15 protein-coding genes are annotated in these 18,588 nt (G+C 52.0%); 10 read left to right on the forward strand and 5 right to left on the reverse strand.

The window, feature by feature from the left end; all coding sequences use genetic code 11:
• On the reverse strand, positions 1 to 1,696 hold a 1,696-nt coding region (locus BEG40_RS19895; protein WP_286135165.1), incomplete at its 3' end, for an autotransporter outer membrane beta-barrel domain-containing protein.
• Positions 1,697 to 2,276: 580 nt separating this feature from the next.
• Here BEG40_RS19895 and yahO point away from each other — a divergent pair.
• A complete protein-coding gene (gene yahO, locus BEG40_RS19900) occupies positions 2,277 to 2,552 on the forward strand; it encodes a DUF1471 family periplasmic protein YahO (protein WP_000848012.1) in 276 nt (91 codons plus the stop codon).
• A 108-nt stretch (positions 2,553 to 2,660) separates the two neighbouring features.
• Here the strand turns inward: yahO and prpR are convergent, their stop codons facing one another.
• Positions 2,661 to 4,247, reverse strand: a complete 1,587-nt coding sequence (prpR, locus tag BEG40_RS19905; protein WP_105285999.1) for a propionate catabolism operon regulatory protein PrpR — start codon at positions 4,245 to 4,247, stop codon at positions 2,661 to 2,663.
• A gap of 238 nt (positions 4,248 to 4,485) precedes the next feature.
• On the opposite strand from prpR, the gene prpB reads away from it, so the two are divergent.
• From prpB to codA, 6 genes are all read left to right on the forward strand, one after another.
• Positions 4,486 to 5,376, forward strand: coding sequence for a methylisocitrate lyase (prpB, locus tag BEG40_RS19910; protein ID WP_000052181.1), 891 nt, complete (start codon positions 4,486 to 4,488; stop codon positions 5,374 to 5,376).
• 160 nt (positions 5,377 to 5,536) lie between these two features.
• The gene (prpC, locus tag BEG40_RS19915; RefSeq protein ID WP_001285921.1) at positions 5,537 to 6,706 is read left to right on the forward strand and encodes a bifunctional 2-methylcitrate synthase/citrate synthase; all 1,170 of its coding nucleotides are present in this window, start codon (positions 5,537 to 5,539) and stop codon (positions 6,704 to 6,706) included.
• Between the two features lie 285 nt (positions 6,707 to 6,991).
• The gene (prpD, locus tag BEG40_RS19920) at positions 6,992 to 8,443 is read left to right on the forward strand and encodes a 2-methylcitrate dehydratase (RefSeq protein ID WP_105286000.1); all 1,452 of its coding nucleotides are present in this window, start codon (positions 6,992 to 6,994) and stop codon (positions 8,441 to 8,443) included.
• A 39-nt stretch (positions 8,444 to 8,482) separates the two neighbouring features.
• On the forward strand, positions 8,483 to 10,369 hold the full coding sequence (gene prpE, locus BEG40_RS19925) for a propionate--CoA ligase (RefSeq protein WP_105286001.1): 1,887 nt from the start codon (positions 8,483 to 8,485) through the stop codon (positions 10,367 to 10,369).
• A gap of 234 nt (positions 10,370 to 10,603) precedes the next feature.
• Positions 10,604 to 11,863: a cytosine permease gene (gene codB, locus BEG40_RS19930; RefSeq protein WP_105286002.1), complete on the forward strand. Its 1,260-nt coding sequence runs from the start codon at positions 10,604 to 10,606 to the stop codon at positions 11,861 to 11,863.
• Positions 11,853 to 13,136, forward strand: a complete 1,284-nt coding sequence (gene codA, locus BEG40_RS19935) for a cytosine/isoguanine deaminase (RefSeq protein WP_001299008.1) — start codon at positions 11,853 to 11,855, stop codon at positions 13,134 to 13,136. Before codB ends, codA begins: the two co-directional genes overlap by 11 nt.
• Before the next feature lie 39 nt (positions 13,137 to 13,175).
• On the opposite strand, the gene cynR is transcribed toward codA, so the two are convergent.
• Positions 13,176 to 14,075: a transcriptional regulator CynR gene (gene cynR / locus BEG40_RS19940; RefSeq protein WP_001550692.1), complete on the reverse strand. Its 900-nt coding sequence runs from the start codon at positions 14,073 to 14,075 to the stop codon at positions 13,176 to 13,178.
• 109 nt (positions 14,076 to 14,184) lie between these two features.
• On the opposite strand from cynR, the gene cynT reads away from it, so the two are divergent.
• Genes cynT through cynX form a run of 3 tightly spaced genes read left to right on the forward strand, consistent with a single transcriptional unit; the run spans position 14,185 to position 16,532 of the window.
• Positions 14,185 to 14,844: a carbonic anhydrase CynT gene (cynT, locus tag BEG40_RS19945; RefSeq protein ID WP_000658645.1), complete on the forward strand. Its 660-nt coding sequence runs from the start codon at positions 14,185 to 14,187 to the stop codon at positions 14,842 to 14,844.
• Between the two features lie 30 nt (positions 14,845 to 14,874).
• Entirely contained in the window at positions 14,875 to 15,345 is a 471-nt protein-coding gene (gene cynS / locus BEG40_RS19950) for a cyanase (RefSeq protein ID WP_016231598.1), read from the forward strand.
• 5 nt (positions 15,346 to 15,350) lie between these two features.
• On the forward strand, positions 15,351 to 16,532 hold the full coding sequence (gene cynX / locus BEG40_RS19955) for a cyanate transporter CynX (protein ID WP_105286003.1): 1,182 nt from the start codon (positions 15,351 to 15,353) through the stop codon (positions 16,530 to 16,532).
• Between the two features lie 135 nt (positions 16,533 to 16,667).
• Here cynX and lacA read toward each other — a convergent pair whose 3' ends face one another.
• Together lacA and lacY are read right to left on the reverse strand one after the other, a co-directional pair.
• Complete coding sequence (gene lacA / locus BEG40_RS19960) at positions 16,668 to 17,288, reverse strand: galactoside O-acetyltransferase (protein WP_105286004.1); 621 nt, start codon at positions 17,286 to 17,288, stop codon at positions 16,668 to 16,670.
• A 28-nt stretch (positions 17,289 to 17,316) separates the two neighbouring features.
• Entirely contained in the window at positions 17,317 to 18,570 is a 1,254-nt protein-coding gene (lacY, locus tag BEG40_RS19965; RefSeq protein ID WP_000499564.1) for a lactose permease, read from the reverse strand.
• Positions 18,571 to 18,588: the final 18 nt, after the last annotated feature.

The raw sequence follows: 18,588 nt of genomic DNA on the forward strand, positions 1-18,588 counted from the left end.
TGGCCACATAGCTGCCAATCTCCGGGCGATACTGATGCTTTCTTTCCGGCTGCGGAACAGATGGCGTAACAGGCGGCTCCGGTGTCACTGGCGGTTCTGGTGTTACAGGGGGTTCTGGTGTTACAGGAGGCTCAGGATCTGGTTCCGGGACTACAGGCAGTTCCGGTGGGGTATACGGTCCTGCGGGAATTTCACTGGTTAAAAACCAGTTCTGGTTGTCGCTTTTGGTCACGTTGTAATCATAGGGACCGGCAACAATACGCCCCTCTTTACTGAAAACGCCCTCTGACAGGCCGTCAACCTCTACAATTTTTATCCCTTCCAGGGTATCCGCGCCCAGGCCGCCCGCATTGTTGACCATGATGCGGGTGCTACCGGAAGTATCACCTTTTACGACGAGTTTATCCGTTGCGGAATTATCATCGCCTAATACAGTATGCATGACTAACAAACCATCACTGGCAGTATAGTTGCCGTTAATGGTCAGTGTGGTCGGCGTGAACTCGTGGCCTTGTTCATACGAAGACAGCGTTGCTGTTCCAGCCAGCGCCAGCGTTTTTAACGCTTGCGAATAACCGTTTAAATCGAGGTGTCCACCACCGTCGACAATAAAATCGGAGTTGGGGCTGAAGGTATTCTCTTTACCCGCACGTAGGCTGCCTTTGGTTATATAGGTATTACCGGCATAGTTATTCATACCGGATAATGTTGTCGTCCCGGAGCCGACCTGGTTAACCTGGCCGTTTCCCTGTATAGGTGAGGCCAGGAGAAAATCGGTACTGGAGTGATTAAAGTTTACTACCGATGTGGAGGAAGCATCTGCGGCTCCCAAATGAATAAATGGCGTATTAATCGAACCTGCAGGCTGTTCAGCCTCACCTTGCGCACCACCAATATTTAAAACGCCTGTGGCGCCAGGTGCGACAGTAACCCAGATAAACGAATTGGCATTGATTGTTGCACCGTTATTAACGGTAAGGATACCGGTAGTATTAAAAGCAACATCTGGGCTGAATCCACCAAGATAAACATATTCAGCATTCAATGTTGAATTTTTACCGTCAACCAGAACCTCGCCATAACTATTACGATTTTTTGATGTACCATTGCCTGGATAAGCATATCCAATAGCTACCTGAGCTGAGGTAGTGAGTGTGCCGCCATTAGTAATACGTAAATTGCCGGTTCCCTGATCGCCAACAAGAGCAATGTTAGAGGAAACTGATGAGTTTTCCCCATCAATAACCATCAACCCTTTGGCATCACCATAATACTCACCAATCCTGAGTTCCTGCAGGCCACTTATCTTACTGCCTTCTAACACGTATACGGTGCCGGAACCTTCATTTGTGCCCAAATACATTTTGGAGGTAGGGGTATCAAACTGCCAGTTGGTATGGTCGGATAAAGTGAGGGAACCTTCAGAGTTATTGCCTACGGTAGCATTAGCAGTAATAAGTGAAATATTTTCAATGAGTAATGAGCCATTAGAGTTTTGGCCTACATTCAAAGAAGTAAAATGATTCCATCCGGGAGCATAACCCTCAGAGGCAATAACTTTTGCTTCTTCGCCATTATTAATGACAACAGTGCTATTTTCATCTGTGGGTGGGGTTACGGCCAGAGATACGGGTGTGGATAATATTGTTGAAATGGCTATAGCCAGGGTTGATAAAGCATGTTTTGCTAGTTTCATATCACTCACTTTCATCCTTAAATTTAAATGGCGAGATGTTTTTATTGCACTGTTTTTCTTCCCGAAGCCTTGTAAGGCGTAAATATACAAGTTGCTAAATGAGAATATCTGTAATATTAGATGCCATAAATTTATTAAAGTGTTAGTTGTTCATTGCATTGATAGGTTTTAGTGGTTTGTAAGTGGTGTGAATGAATTTTTCAATGTTATTATTAAAAAATAATAGCAAATCGTCTTAAGGTTAATAATGGATAAAGCAAATAATGCTTATAAAAATCAACTCAATAGATTGTTTTGTTTTTTTTGTTCAGAAAAATAATGTGGGTGGCGTAAGTTTTATATTGAATATCTGGCAGAGTGAAAATTTGAGATTTTTATAAAAAATAATTCAAATAACACCAGCGATAATTGCAGTGAAAGTTATTAACCAGTCGGACAAGAGTGGTTCGCATTAAGAACAATACAAATATATTCTCTTTTCCTGTGGATTTTTCCTAACCGCTGAACTACTTATTAATCAACCCTGATGATGACTGTTAGCTTCAGGGCATTAGCCAATCACACATTATGGAGTTCACCTATGAAAACTGGAACTAAGCTCTTAGTTGGTGCGTTAGCTTTTGTTGTCACAAACGTCTATGCCGCTGAATTGATGACTAAAGCGGAATTTGAAAAGGTTGAATCGCAATATGAAAAAATAGGTGATATTTCAACAAGTAATGAAATGTCGACTGCAGATGCAAAAGAAGATTTAATCAAAAAAGCGGATGAAAAAGGTGCTGATGTGTTGGTACTGACCTCCGGTCAGACTGACAATAAGATCCACGGCACGGCAAATATTTATAAGAAGAAGTAATTCTGAAGCCATGTAAATATGCCCGATGTGCACGTCTATCGGTGAATGCAATATATTGAAATTCATGATTTTGTAGGCCGGATAGGGGGGCACACCGCATCCGGCAATTTAATTTTTCAGCCGCCGCCAGAACGTCGTTCGGCTGATGCCTAAATAATTCGCCGCTGCTGTTTTATCACCATTAAATTTCTCCAGTGCCTGTTGGGGTGTCAGCAAGGGAGAGGCGGTAATTTTCGCCGACTCGTGGGCTAATTCCGGCAGTAGCCGTTGCAAAAACTGCGGCGTTAAATCCGGCGTCGGTTCCACACTTAAAAATAGCGCCAGTCGCTCCATCATATTGCGGAGTTCACGAATATTTCCCGGCCACTCATAGTGCAATAAAACCACCTGGCAGGTATTTAGTCCCTCGCGTAACGCAGCAGAAAATGGGGCGGAGAGCGCCGCCAGAGACACTTTTAAAAAGCTTTCCGCCAGCGGCAGAATATCCGCACCCCGCTCGCGCAGTGGCGGCAATTGCAGACGTAAAATACTCAGTCGATAAAACAGATCACGGCGAAAACGTCCTTGCTGCATATCCTCTTCCAGATTGCAGTGGGTGGCGCTGATGACCCGCACATTTACCGGAACAGGCTGATGTCCGCCGACGCGAGTGACCTCTTTTTCTTCCAGCACCCGCAGCAGGCGAGTCTGCAAAGGCAGCGGCATTTCGCCAATTTCATCAAGAAACAGCGTGCCGCCGTGGGCAATTTCAAACAGCCCGGCGCGGCCTCCGCGTCGCGAGCCGGTAAACGCCCCTTCCTCATAGCCAAACAGCTCCGCTTCCAGCAATGATTCAGCAATCGCTCCGCAGTTCACTGCAACAAACGGATGCGACTTTTTGCCCTGTCGCGCATCGTGGCGGGCAAAGTATTCCCGATGTATCGCCTGAGCCGCCAGCTCTTTACCGGTTCCCGTTTCTCCCTGAATCAGCACCGCCGCACTGGATCGGGCATAGAGCAAAATGGTTTGCCGCACTTGTTCCATCTGTGGCGATTGACCAAGCATATCGCTCAAAACGTAACGAGTACGCAGGGCGTTGCGGGTACTGTCCTGGGCGTTATGCCGTAGAGACATGCGCGTCATATCCAGCGCATCGCTGAACGCCTGGCGCACGGTGGCAGCGGAATAGATAAAAATTCCGGTCATTCCGGCTTCTTCTGCCAGATCGGTAATCAGCCCTGCACCGAGCACGGCTTCGGTGCCGTTAGCTTTGAGCTCGTTAATCTGCCCGCGTGCGTCTTCTTCGGTGATGTAACTACGTTGGTCGAGACGCAGATTAAAGGTTTTTTGAAACGCCACCAGTGCCGGAATGGTTTCCTGATAAGTAACGACGCCAATCGATGAGGTAAGTTTTCCGGCTTTTGCCAGTGCCTGCAACACGTCAAAGCCGCTGGGTTTAATCAAAATAACTGGTACTGACAGGCGGCTTTTCAGGTACGCACCGTTAGAGCCAGCAGCGATGATAGCGTCGCAGCGTTCACTTGCCAGTTTTTTGCGGATGTAGGCCACCGCTTTTTCAAAGCCAAGCTGGATAGGCGTTATGTTCGCCAGGTGATCAAACTCAAGGCTGATATCGCGAAACAGTTCGAACAGACGCGTCACTGATACCGTCCAAAAAACGGGTTTATCGTCGTTCAGCCGTGGTGGATGTGCCATAGCACCCCAAAGAATTAAGAAACCGAATATTGGGTTTAGTCTTGTTTCATAATTGTTGCAATGAAACGCGGTGAAACATTGCCTGAAACGTTAACTGAAACGCATATTTGCGGATTAAGTAAGAGTGTTTTTGTTAACAAATTGAAATGTATTGATTATTTTGAGTTTATCAATTGTGGCATAGCCCTTGCTTTGTGTTTATCAACGAAAATAACAAGTTGATAACAAAGGATGGGCTATGTCTCTACACTCTCCAGGTAAAGCGTTTCGCGCCGCACTCTCCAAAGAAACTCCGTTGCAAATTGTTGGCACCATTAACGCCAACCATGCGTTGTTGGCGCAGCGTGCCGGATATCAGGCGATTTATCTCTCCGGTGGTGGCGTGGCGGCAGGTTCGCTGGGGCTACCCGATCTCGGTATTTCTACCCTTGATGATGTGCTGACCGATATTCGGCGTATCACCGACGTTTGCTCGCTGCCGCTGCTGGTTGATGCCGATATCGGCTTTGGCTCTTCGGCCTTTAACGTGGCGCGTACTGTGAAATCGATGATTAAAGCCGGTGCGGCAGGATTGCATATTGAAGATCAGATCGGCGCGAAACGCTGCGGTCATCGTCCGAACAAAGCGATCGTCTCGAAAGAGGAGATGGTTGATCGGATCCGCGCGGCGGTGGATGCGAAAACCGATCCTGATTTTGTGATCATGGCGCGCACCGATGCGCTGGCAGTGGAAGGTCTGGACGGCGCGATCGAACGCGCGCGAGCCTATGTTGAAGCCGGTGCCGAGATGCTGTTCCCGGAGGCGATTACTGAACTCGCCATGTACCGCCAGTTTGCCGATGCGGTGCAGGTGCCAATCCTCGCCAACATTACCGAATTTGGCGCCACGCCCCTGTTCACCACCGATGAATTACGCAGCGCCCATGTCGCAATGGCGCTTTACCCGCTTTCAGCATTCCGCGCCATGAACCGCGCCGCTGAACATGTCTACAACGTCCTGCGCCAGGAAGGCACGCAGAAAAGCGTGATCGACACCATGCAGACCCGTAACGAGTTGTACGAAAGCATCAACTACTACCAGTACGAAGAGAAGCTCGACGACCTGTTTGCCCGTAGCCAGGCGAAATAAAAAACGCCCGTTGGTTGTATTCGACAACCGATGCCTGATGCGCCGCTGGCGCGACTTATCAGGCCTACGAGGTGTACTGAACTGTAGGTCGGATAAGACGCATGGCGTCGCATCCGACAACAATCTCGACCCTACAAATGATAACAATGACGAGGACAACATGAGCGACACAACGATCCTGCAAAACAGTACCCATGTCATTAAACCAAAAAAATCTGTGGCACTTTCTGGCGTTCCGGCGGGTAACACCGCGCTTTGTACCGTAGGCAAAAGCGGCAACGACCTGCACTATCGCGGCTACGATATTCTCGATCTCGCAGAACATTGCGAATTTGAAGAAGTGGCGCATCTGCTGATCCACGGCAAACTGCCGACCCGTGACGAACTCGCCGCTTACAAAACGAAACTGAAAGCCCTGCGCGGTTTACCGGCTAACGTGCGTACCGTGCTGGAAGCCTTACCTGCGGCGTCGCACCCGATGGATGTTATGCGCACCGGCGTTTCCGCGCTCGGCTGCACGCTGCCGGAAAAAGAGGGGCACACCGTCTCCGGCGCGCGGGATATTGCCGACAAACTGTTGGCGTCGCTGAGTTCGATTCTTCTCTACTGGTATCACTACAGCCACAACGGCGAGCGCATCCAGCCGGAAACCGATGACGACTCTATCGGCGGTCACTTCCTGCATCTGCTGCATGGCGAAAAGCCATCGCAAAGTTGGGAAAAGGCGATGCAAATTTCGCTGGTGCTGTATGCCGAGCACGAGTTTAACGCCTCCACCTTTACCAGCCGGGTGATTGCAGGCACCGGATCTGACATGTACTCAGCCATTATCGGCGCAATCGGCGCACTGCGCGGGCCGAAACACGGCGGGGCGAATGAAGTCTCACTGGAGATCCAGCAACGCTACGAAACGCCGGACGAAGCCGAAGCGGATATCCGTAAGCGCGTGGAAAACAAAGAAGTGGTGATTGGTTTTGGCCATCCGGTTTATACCATCGCCGACCCGCGCCATCAGGTGATCAAGCGTGTGGCGAAGCAGCTCTCGCAGGAAGGCGGCTCGCTGAAGATGTACAACATTGCCGATCGCCTGGAAACGGTGATGTGGGAGAGCAAAAAGATGTTCCCCAATCTCGACTGGTTCTCCGCTGTTTCCTACAACATGATGGGCGTTCCCACAGAGATGTTCACACCACTGTTTGTTATCGCCCGCGTCACCGGCTGGGCGGCGCACATTATCGAACAACGTCAGGACAACAAAATTATCCGTCCTTCCGCCAATTATGTTGGGCCGGAAGACCGCCCGTTTGTCGCGCTGGATAAGCGGCAGTAAGAAGAACGGAGCAGGAGGTAACAGCGCGCACAATTTGCCCGTCAGGGTGAGGGGGAAGGCCAGCTCAGGTGCGGACATATACCCTCACCCCGGCCCTCTCCCTGGAAGGGAGAGGGGGAAAAACGCGCTCCATTTTGACCAAGTGCACGAACAGTTCCCTCGCCCCTTTGGGGAGAGGGTTAGGGTGAGGGGAAAGGCCTGCTCAGAAGCAAACACTCACCCTCGATAACAGAGTAAAAAAATAACCACTTTAACTTTATAAAAAATCCGAAGGAAACGTACCCAATGTCAGCTCAAATCAACAACATCCGCCCGGAATTCGACCGTGAAATCGTTGATATCGTCGATTACGTGATGAACTACGAAATCAGCTCCAGAGTAGCCTACGACACCGCACATTACTGCCTGCTCGACACTCTCGGCTGCGGTCTTGAAGCCCTTGAATACCCGGCCTGTAAAAAACTGCTGGGGCCAATTGTCCCCGGCACCGTCGTACCCAACGGCGTGCGCGTCCCCGGAACTCAGTTTCAGCTCGACCCCGTCCAGGCGGCATTTAACATCGGCGCAATGATCCGTTGGCTCGATTTCAACGATACCTGGCTGGCGGCGGAGTGGGGGCATCCTTCCGACAACCTCGGCGGCATTCTGGCAACGGCGGACTGGCTTTCGCGCAACGCGGTCGCCAGCGGCAAAGCGCCGTTGACCATGAAACAGGTGCTGACCGGAATGATCAAAGCCCATGAAATTCAGGGCTGCATCGCGCTGGAAAACTCCTTTAACCGCGTCGGCCTCGACCACGTTCTGTTAGTGAAAGTCGCTTCCACCGCCGTGGTCGCAGAAATGCTCGGCCTGACCCGCGAGGAAATCCTCAACGCCGTTTCGCTGGCGTGGGTAGACGGTCAGTCGCTGCGCACCTACCGTCATGCGCCGAACACCGGCACACGTAAATCCTGGGCAGCAGGCGATGCCACATCCCGCGCGGTACGTCTGGCGCTGATGGCGAAAACCGGCGAAATGGGTTACCCATCAGCCCTGACCGCGCCGGTGTGGGGCTTCTACGACGTCTCCTTTAAAGGCGAGTCGTTCCGCTTCCAGCGCCCGTATGGTTCCTACGTCATGGAAAATGTGCTGTTCAAAATCTCCTTCCCGGCGGAGTTCCACTCCCAGACGGCAGTTGAAGCAGCGATGACGCTCTATGAACAGATGCAGGCAGCAGGCAAAACGGCGGCGGATATCGAAAAAGTGACCATTCGCACCCACGAAGCCTGTATTCGCATCATCGATAAAAAAGGCCCCCTCAATAACCCGGCTGACCGCGACCACTGCATTCAGTACATGGTGGCGATCCCACTGCTGTTCGGGCGTTTAACGGCGGCAGATTACGAAGACAAAGTTGCGCAAGATAAACGTATCGACGCCCTGCGCGAGAAGATCAATTGCTTTGAAGATCCGGCGTTTACCGCTGACTACCACGACCCGGAAAAACGCGCTATCGCCAATGCCATTACCCTTGAGTTCACCGACGGCACGCGCTTTGAAGAAGTGGTGGTGGAGTACCCGATTGGTCATGCCCGTCGCCGTCAGGATGGCATTCCGAAACTGGTCGATAAATTCAAAATCAATCTCGCACGCCAGTTCCCGACTCGCCAGCAGCAGCGCATTCTGGAGGTTTCTCTCGACAGAGCTCGCCTCGAACAGATGCCGGTCAATGAGTATCTCGACCTGTACGTCATTTAAGCAAACAGCGGTAAGGCGTAAGTTCAACAGGAGAGCATTATGTCTTTTAGCGAATTTTATCAGCGTTCAATTAACGAACCGGAGCAGTTCTGGGCTGAGCAGGCTCAGCGTATTGACTGGCAGACGCCCTTTACGCAAACGCTTGATCACAGCAACCCGCCGTTTGCCCGTTGGTTTTGTGAGGGGCGAACCAACTTGTGTCACAACGCCATCGACCGCTGGCTGGAGAAACAGCCAGAGGCGCTGGCATTGATTGCCGTCTCTTCGGAGACAGAAGAAGAGCGCACCTTTACCTTTCGCCAGTTATATGACGAAGTGAATGCGGCGGCGTCCATGCTGCGCTCACTGGGCGTGCAGCGTGGCGATCGGGTATTGGTGTATATGCCGATGATTGCCGAAGCGCATATTACGTTGCTGGCCTGCGCGCGCATTGGCGCTATTCACTCGGTGGTGTTTGGTGGATTTGCCTCGCACAGCGTGGCGGCGCGAATTGATGACGCTAAACCGATGCTGATTGTCTCGGCCGATGCCGGGGCGCGTGGTGGCAAAATCATTCCCTATAAAAAATTGCTCGACGATGCGATAAGTCAGGCGCAGCACAAGCCGCGCCACGTTTTACTGGTGGATCGCGGGCTGGCGAAAATGGCGCGCGTCAGCGGGCGGGATGTCGATTTTGCGTCGTTGCGCCATCAGCACATCGGCGCGCGGGTGCCGGTGGCGTGGCTGGAATCCAACGAAACCTCCTGCATTCTCTACACCTCCGGCACGACCGGCAAACCTAAAGGTGTGCAGCGTGACGTCGGCGGTTATGCGGTGGCGCTGGCGACCTCGATGGAAACTATTTTTGGCGGCAAAGCGGGCGGCGTGTTCTTTTGCGCGTCGGATATCGGCTGGGTGGTGGGGCATTCGTATATCGTCTACGCGCCGCTGCTGGCGGGGATGGCGACAATTGTTTACGAAGGATTGCCGACCTGGCCGGACTGCGGCGTGTGGTGGAAAATCGTCGAGAAATATCAGGTTAGCCGTATGTTCTCGGCGCCGACCGCCATTCGCGTGCTGAAAAAATTCCCTACCGCTGAAATTCGCAAACACGATCTCTCGTCGCTGGAAGTGCTCTATCTGGCAGGAGAACCGCTGGACGAGCCGACCGCCAGTTGGGTGAGCAATACGCTGGATGTGCCGGTCATCGACAACTACTGGCAGACTGAATCCGGCTGGCCGATTATGGCGATTGCTCGCGGTCTGGATGACAGACCGACGCGGCTGGGAAGCCCAGGCGTGCCGATGTATGGCTATAACGTGCAGTTGCTCAATGAAGTCACCGGCGAACCGTGCGGCGTCAATGAGAAAGGGATGCTGGTGGTGGAAGGGCCATTGCCGCCGGGCTGTATTCAGACCATCTGGGGCGACGACGACCGCTTTGTGAAGACGTACTGGTCGCTGTTTTCCCGTCCGGTTTACGCCACCTTTGACTGGGGCATCCGCGACGGTGACGGTTATCACTTTATTCTCGGGCGTACCGATGATGTGATTAATGTTGCCGGGCATCGGTTGGGGACGCGCGAGATTGAAGAGAGTATCTCCAGTCATCCGGGCGTTGCCGAAGTAGCAGTGGTTGGGGTGAAAGATGCGCTGAAAGGGCAGGTGGCAGTGGCGTTTGTCATTCCTAAAGAGAGCGACAGTCTGGAAGACCGCGACGTGGCGCTCTCGCAAGAGAAGGCGATTATGGCGCTGGTGGACAGCCAGATTGGCAACTTTGGCCGCCCGGCGCATGTCTGGTTTGTCTCGCAATTACCGAAAACGCGATCCGGAAAAATGCTGCGCCGCACGATCCAGGCGATTTGCGAAGGACGCGATCCGGGGGATCTGACGACCATTGATGATCCTGCGTCGTTGGATCAGATCCGCCAGGCGATGGAAGAGTAAGGTATTGTTGGATGCGTCGCGTGGTGCATCCAACAGTTGTGCGCCGATGCCCGATGCGACGTTGGCGCCTCTTATCACGCCTACCCACTGTTTTTTCAGAGATAAATTTTCCCCATCTTCTTTTATTCATTCATATAAAAAATATATTCCACCACGGAAACGATTGCTTTTTATTTTCAGATGAATAGAATGCGGCGGATTTTTTGGGTTTCAAACAGCAAACGGAGGAATTTCGTGTCGCAAGATAACAACTTTAGCCAGGGGCCAGTCCCGCAGTCGGCGCGCAAAGGGGTATTGGCATTGACGTTCGTCATGCTGGGATTAACCTTCTTTTCCGCCAGTATGTGGACCGGCGGCACTCTCGGAACCGGTCTTAGCTATCATGATTTCTTCCTCGCAGTCCTCATCGGTAATCTTCTCCTCGGTATTTACACTTCATTTCTTGGTTACATTGGCGCAAAAACCGGCCTGACCACCCATCTTCTTGCTCGCTTCTCTTTTGGTGTTAAAGGCTCATGGCTGCCTTCACTGCTGCTGGGCGGCACCCAGGTCGGCTGGTTTGGCGTTGGCGTAGCGATGTTTGCTATTCCGGTGGGCAAGGCGACCGGACTGGATATTAATTTGCTGATTGCCGTATCCGGTCTACTGATGACCGTAACCGTGTTCTTTGGCATTTCGGCGCTGACGGTTCTGTCTGTAATTGCGGTTCCGGCGATTGCCTGCCTTGGCGGTTATTCCGTGTGGCTGGCCGTTAACGGTATGGGCGGTCTGGAGGCATTGAAAGCAGTCGTTCCCGCACAACCGTTAGATTTCAATGTCGCGCTGGCGCTGGTTGTCGGTTCATTTATCAGTGCGGGCACGCTCACCGCTGACTTTGTTCGGTTTGGTCGCAATGCCAGACTGGCGGTGCTGGTGGCGATGGTGGCCTTTTTCCTCGGCAACTCGTTGATGTTTATTTTCGGTGCGGCGGGCGCTGCGGCGCTGGGGATGGCGGATATCTCTGATGTGATGATTGCTCAGGGTCTGCTGCTGCCTGCGATTGTGGTGCTGGGGCTGAATATCTGGACCACCAACGATAACGCACTCTATGCGTCGGGTTTAGGTTTCGCCAACATTACCGGTATGTCGAGCAAAACCCTTTCGGTAATCAACGGTATTATCGGTACGGTCTGCGCATTATGGCTGTATAACAATTTTGTCGGCTGGTTGACCTTCCTTTCGGCAGCTATTCCTCCGGTGGGGGGCGTGATCATCGCCGACTATCTGATGAACCGTCGCTGCTATGAGCACTTTGCGACCACGCGTATGATGAGTGTCAATTGGGTGGCGATTCTGGCTGTCGCGCTGGGGATTGCCGCAGGCCACTGGTTACCGGGAATTGTTCCGGTCAACGCGGTATTAGGTGGCGCGCTGAGCTATCTGATCCTTAACCCGATTTTGAATCGTAAAACGACAGCAGCAATGACGCATGTGGAGGCTAACAGTGTCGAATAACGCTTTACAAACAATTATTAACGCCCGGTTACCCGGCAAAGAGGGGCTGTGGCAGATTCATCTGCAGGACGGAAAAATCAGTGCCATTGATGCGCAATCCGGCGTGATGCCCATAACTGAAAACAGCCTGGATGCCGAACAAGGTTTAGTTATACCGCCGTTTGTGGAGCCGCATATTCACCTGGACACCACGCAAACCGCCGGACAACCGAACTGGAATCAGTCCGGCACGCTGTTTGAAGGCATTGAACGCTGGGCCGAGCGCAAAGCGTTATTAACCCATGACGATGTGAAACAACGCGCCTGGCAAACGCTGAAATGGCAGATTGCCAACGGCATTCAGCATGTGCGTACCCATGTCGATGTTTCGGACGCAACGCTGACTGCGCTGAAAGCAATGCTGGAAGTGAAGCAGGAAGTCGCGCCGTGGATTGATCTGCAAATCGTCGCCTTCCCACAGGAAGGGATTTTGTCGTATCCCAACGGTGAAGCGTTGCTGGAAGAGGCGCTACGCTTAGGGGCAGACGTCGTTGGGGCGATTCCGCATTTTGAATTTACCCGTGAATACGGCGTGGAGTCGCTGCATAAAACCTTCGCTCTGGCGCAAAAATACGACCGTCTGATCGACGTTCACTGTGATGAGATCGACGATGAGCAGTCGCGCTTTGTCGAAACCGTTGCCGCCCTGGCGCACCGCGAAGGCATGGGCGCGCGCGTCACCGCCAGCCATACCACGGCAATGCACTCCTATAACGGGGCGTATACCTCACGCCTGTTCCGCTTGCTGAAAATGTCCGGTATTAACTTTGTCGCCAACCCGCTGGTCAATATTCATCTGCAAGGACGTTTCGATACTTATCCAAAACGTCGCGGCATTACGCGCGTTAAAGAGATGCTGGAGTCCGGCATTAACGTCTGCTTTGGTCACGATGATGTCTTCGATCCGTGGTATCCGCTGGGGACGGCGAATATGCTGCAAGTGCTGCATATGGGACTGCATGTTTGCCAGTTGATGGGCTACGGGCAGATTAACGATGGCCTGAATTTAATCACCCACCACAGCGCCAGAACGTTGAATTTGCAGGATTACGGCATTGCCGCCGGAAACAGCGCCAACCTGATCATCCTGCCGGCAGAAAACGGATTTGATGCGCTGCGCCGGCAGGTTCCAGTGCGCTATTCAGTACGTGGCGGTAAGGTGATTGCCAGCACACAACCGGCACAAACCACCGTGTATCTGGAGCAGCCAGAAGCCATCGATTACAAACGGTAATTTCCTTTGTGTTGAAGAGCCACTGACCTGTGTCAGTGGCTACCGTGATTCATTCCCGCCAACAACCGCGCATTCCTCCAACGCCATGTGCAAAAATGCCTTCGCGGCGGCTGTCTGCCAGCTATTTTTCCGCCGCAACAAAACCGCCGTTCTCTCCAGTAGTGGTGGGGCAAGAGAAATAGCTTTAAGCCCGTCATGTTGTGTGGCAATCGCTGCTGGTAACAATGTGGAAAGGGAAGTGCGGCGAATCAGCTCCAGAACCGCGCTAATTGAGTTCGCCTCAATTACCACCTGTGGATGTAACCCCGCTTTCTCGCAGTAGTGGTCAATTTGCTCTCTGGTGGCAAATTCCGCGCTGAGCAGGACCAGTTTTTCATCATGCAAGCGACTCAACGCCACCTGTTCACAGGCAGCCAGCGGATGATGTTGCGCCACGACTAACGCTAAACTTTCTGTCAGTAAAGGAATTGCCTCCAGCTCCGGCGAATGCACAGGCGCGAAGGCAATCCCAACGTCCAACTCGTCGCGGCAAAGCAGATCTTCTATTTTCTCCTGCGACATTTCCTGTAGCTGGAGCGTGATGCCGGGGTAGCGCGCATAGAAATCCGCCATTAAAGGGCCGATAAAGTAGCTTGTAAAGGTGGGAGTGACGGCGATACGCAGCGATCCTCGCGTCAGATCGGCAACATCATGAATCGCCCGTTTACCCGCCCCCAGTTCCTGTAACGCCCGGCTGGCGTACTGTCGCCAGACTTCTCCTGCATCAGTGAGACGAATCGTTCGCCCGCTACGGTCAAACAGCGGCACGCCTAAACTCTCCTCTAACTGGCGAATCTGCTGGGAAAGCGCAGGCTGGGAGACGTGCAACGCACTGGCGGCACGGGTGAAGCTGCCATGTTCAGCCACGGCAAGAAAATAATTGATATGTCGAGAGAGCATTTGCCAACATATAAGTAAATCCAATAGAACTCATCATAAATGAGACTTTTACCTTATGACAATCGGCGAGTAGTCTGCCTCTCATTCCAGAGACAGACAGAGGTTAACGGTGAAAGAGATTATTGATGGATTCCTTAAATTCCAGCGCGAGGCATTTCCGAAGCGGGAAGCCTTGTTTAAACAGCTGGCGACACAGCAAAGCCCGCGCACACTTTTTATTTCCTGCTCCGATAGCCGTCTGGTCCCTGAGCTGGTGACACAACGCGAACCCGGCGATCTGTTTGTTATTCGCAACGCGGGCAATATCGTTCCTTCTTATGGACCGGAACCCGGTGGTGTCTCCGCTTCGGTGGAGTATGCCGTCGCCGCGCTTCGGGTATCCGACATTGTGATTTGCGGTCATTCCAACTGTGGCGCAATGACCGCTATTGCCAGCTGCCAGTGCATGGACCATATGCCTGCCGTCTCTCACTGGCTGCGTTATGCCGATTCTGCCCGCGTCGTTAATGAGGCGCGCCCGCATCGCGATTTACCGTCCAAAGCTGCGGCGATGGTGCGTGAAAACGTGATTGCTCAGTTGGCTAATTTGCAAACTCATCCATCGGTGCGCCTGGCGCTCGAAGAGGGGCGGATCGCCCTGCACGGTTGGGTCTACGACATTGAAAGCGGCAGCATCGCAGCCTTTGACGGCGCAACCCGCCAGTTCGTGCCACTGGCAACCAATCCCGGCGTTTGTGCCATACCGCTACGCCAGCAAGCTGCAGCATAACCATACTTTTAATCCATCAGGAGATTTACCATGATTCAGTCGCAAATTAACCGCAATATTCGTCTTGATCTTGCCGATGCTATTTTGCTCAGCAAAGCTAAAAAAGATCTCTCATTTGCCGAGCTTGCCGACGGCACCGGTCTGGCAGAAGCCTTCGTGACTGCTGCTTTGCTGGGGCAGCAGGCGCTTCCTGCCGATGCTGCCCGTCTGGTTGGGGCGAAGCTGGATCTCGACGAAGACGCCATTCTACTGTTGCAGATGATTCCGCTGCGTGGCTGCATTGATGACCGTGTTCCAACCGACCCAACGATGTACCGTTTCTATGAAATGTTGCAGGTGTACGGCACCACTCTGAAAGCGTTGGTTCATGAGAAGTTTGGCGATGGCATCATCAGTGCGATTAACTTCAAACTCGACGTCAAGAAGGTGGCGGACCCGGAAGGTGGCGAACGCGCGGTCATCACCTTAGATGGCAAATATCTGCCAACCAAACCGTTCTGACAACCATGCGCGACCATCAAAAGACGTTCACAATGCTGCTGGTTCTGGTGCTGATTGGTCTTAATATGCGACCACTGCTCACCTCCGTCGGACCACTGCTACCGCAATTGCGCCAGGCGAGTGGAATGAGCTTTAGCGTGGCAGCCCTGTTGACGGCTCTGCCGGTGGTCACCATGGGCGGGCTGGCGCTGGCCGGAAGCTGGCTTCATCAGCATGTCAGCGAACGTCGCAGCGTCGCCATCAGCCTGGTGCTGATTGCCGTCGGTGCATTGATGCGTGAGCTTTACCCTAAAAGTGCGCTGCTGCTCAGCAGCGCACTGCTCGGTGGGGTGGGAATCGGCATCATTCAGGCGGTGATGCCTTCGGTGATTAAACGGCAGTTTCAGCAGCGCACGCCACTGGTGATGGGGCTGTGGTCTGCGGCATTAATGGGCGGTGGTGGACTTGGTGCTGCCCTGACGCCCTGGTTAGTCCAACACAGTGAAACCGGGTATCAAACACTCGCCTGGTGGGCGCTGCCTGCCGCTGTTGCGCTCTTTGCCTGGTGGTGGCAGAGCAATCACCAGGCCTCTTCATCTCATAACACGACAATCACTCCGGTTCGTGTGGTATTCACTCCTCGTGCCTGGACGCTGGGGCTTTACTTCGGTCTGATTAATGGCGGTTACGCTAGCCTGATTGCCTGGTTACCCGCCTTCTATATTGAGATTGGCGCCAGCGCGCAGTACAGCGGCTCCTTGCTGGCGTTGATGACGCTTGGGCAAGCTGCGGGGGCGTTACTGATGCCTGCCATGGCTCGCCATCAGGATCGGCGCAAACTTTTGATGCTGGCACTGGCGTTACAACTGGTTGGTTTCTGTGGCTTTATCTGGCTGCCACTGCAATTGCCGGTATTGTGGGCGATGGTGTGTGGTTTAGGTCTGGGCGGCGCATTTCCGCTCTGTTTGCTGCTGGCGCTCGATCATTCTGCGCAACCGGGTATTGCTGGCAAGCTGGTGGCGTTTATGCAGGGGATCGGTTTTATTATCGCCGGGCTTGCTCCCTGGTTTTCTGGTGTGCTGCGTAGCATCAGTGGCAATTACCTGATGGACTGGGTGTTTCATGCGCTGTGCGTTGTTGGGTTGATGATCATAACCTTGCGCTTTGCACCGGCACGTTTTCCGCAGCTGTGGGTCAAAGAGGCATGAGGCGACGCCTGTTTCGCCAGATGATGGGAAAATAAATTATTGTCAGATGCGCTTTGTTCACGCCGGATGCGGCGTGAACGGCCTTATCAGGCTTACGTAGAGCACTGAACTTGCAGGCCTGATAAGCGTAGCGCATCAGGCAATTTTGCTTTTGCCATCAGTCTCATAATCTTTGAAATAATTTTGCTTATCCCGGTCGTTTATTTCGCGAATAACCCGACAGGGAACGCCCGCAGCCACGACGTTTGGCGGAATGTTTTTTGTTACGACACTACCCGCGCCAATAACCGAATTTTCCCCGATGGTGACGCCTGGATTAATGACTACATGACTGCCAATCCAGACATTATTACCAATCGTTATCGGAAAAGAGTACATCTCTCCGTTTTTTCTTAATTCATGGTGTACAGGGTGCCCGGTAACGGAAATAGTAACGTTGGGTGCAATCAGTACGTTATCACCGATCGTTACCGTGTAATCATCGACGATGGTTAAATTGAAATTTGCATAAAAATTGCGGCCTATATGGATGTTGGAACCGTAAGAGAAATAGACAGGCGGTTCTATCCAGGCATTTTCCCCTACCGTGGCAAACATTTCTTTAATCAGGCTTTCCCTTTTTTCAACTTCCGCTGGATGCGAGTGATTAAACTCATACATTAACGTTTTCCCACGAAGTCTTTTTTCAGGTAAGCCTTCGCACATATCGGTAAATAGCTTTCCTGCTTTTATTCTTTCTGTCATTGACATGTTCATTACGATTATTCCGTCCGACATTGATTGCTTAAGCGACTTCATTCACCTGGCGACGCAGCAGAGAAAGCGGGCCGGGGCCGCTGAGCGTGAACACGGAAATTAAGGTGAAGCCCAGCGCCACCAGACCCAGCACCAGATACGCGCCCTGGAAACCGATACTTTCATACATATTGCCTGCCAGAACAGACATAAAAATCATCGCCAGTTGCTTAAAGAAGCAGAAACAGACCAGATAAATTGTCGCTGAAAAACGCACTTCAAACTGGCTGGTAATATATTTAAAGCAGCCCACCAGCAGGAACGGTACTTCAAACATATGCAGCGTTTTTAGAATAACCACTTCCAGTGCCGAGGTGGCGAACGATGAGCCAATAATACGTACTGACATAATGGTGCCAGCCAGCAGCAGGGCGTTTTTCCCGCCGATGCGATTAATGATCAGTGGCGCAAAGAACATAATCGAAGCGTTAAGTAATTCGCCCATTGTTGTGACATAGCCAAATACCCGCGTACCCTGCTCACCGGTGGCAAAGAACGAAGTAAAGAAATTAGCAAACTGTTGGTCAAAAACATCGTAGGTGCAGGAAACGCCAATAACATACAGCGACAAAAACCACAGTTTGGGTTGTCTGAACAGTTCCAGCGCCAGCTTAAGGCTAAATGCCGAATGGTTGGCACCTACGGCATTGGCAACCGTGGCGGAAGAAGGTGCATCCGTTTTGGCGAAAAAGAGCAAAATGGCGAGAATGAGTGCACAGCCAGAACCCAGCCAGAAAACAAACTGATTATTGATGGTGAACATGATGCCGACAATCGAGGCACACAGCGCCCAGCCAACACAGCCAAACATCCGCGCGCGACCAAATTCGAAATTACTGCGACGGCTGACTTTCTCGATAAATGCCTCTACTGCTGGCGCACCGGCGTTAAAACAAAAGCCTAGATAAATACCACCAACAACCGAACCTACTAAAATATTGTATTGTAACAGCGGGCCAAAGATAAAAATAAAGAATGGCGCAAACATCACTAACATGCCGGTAATAATCCACAGCAGGTATTTGCGCAGTCCAAGTTTGTCAGAAAGCAAGCCAAACAGCGGTTGAAATAACAGAGAGAACAGGGAAATCGCAGCGAAAATAATGCCCGTATCACTTTTGCTGATATGGTTGATGTCATGTAGCCAAATCGGGAAAAACGGGAAGTAGGCTCCCATGATAAAAAAGTAAAAGAAAAAGAATAAGCCGAACATCCAAAAGTTTGTGTTTTTTAGATAGAACATAATGGATTTCCTTACGCG

The sequence above is a fragment of the Escherichia sp. MOD1-EC5495 genome (assembly GCF_002965965.1).
GTDB classification, from domain to species: domain Bacteria; phylum Pseudomonadota; class Gammaproteobacteria; order Enterobacterales; family Enterobacteriaceae; genus Escherichia; species Escherichia ruysiae.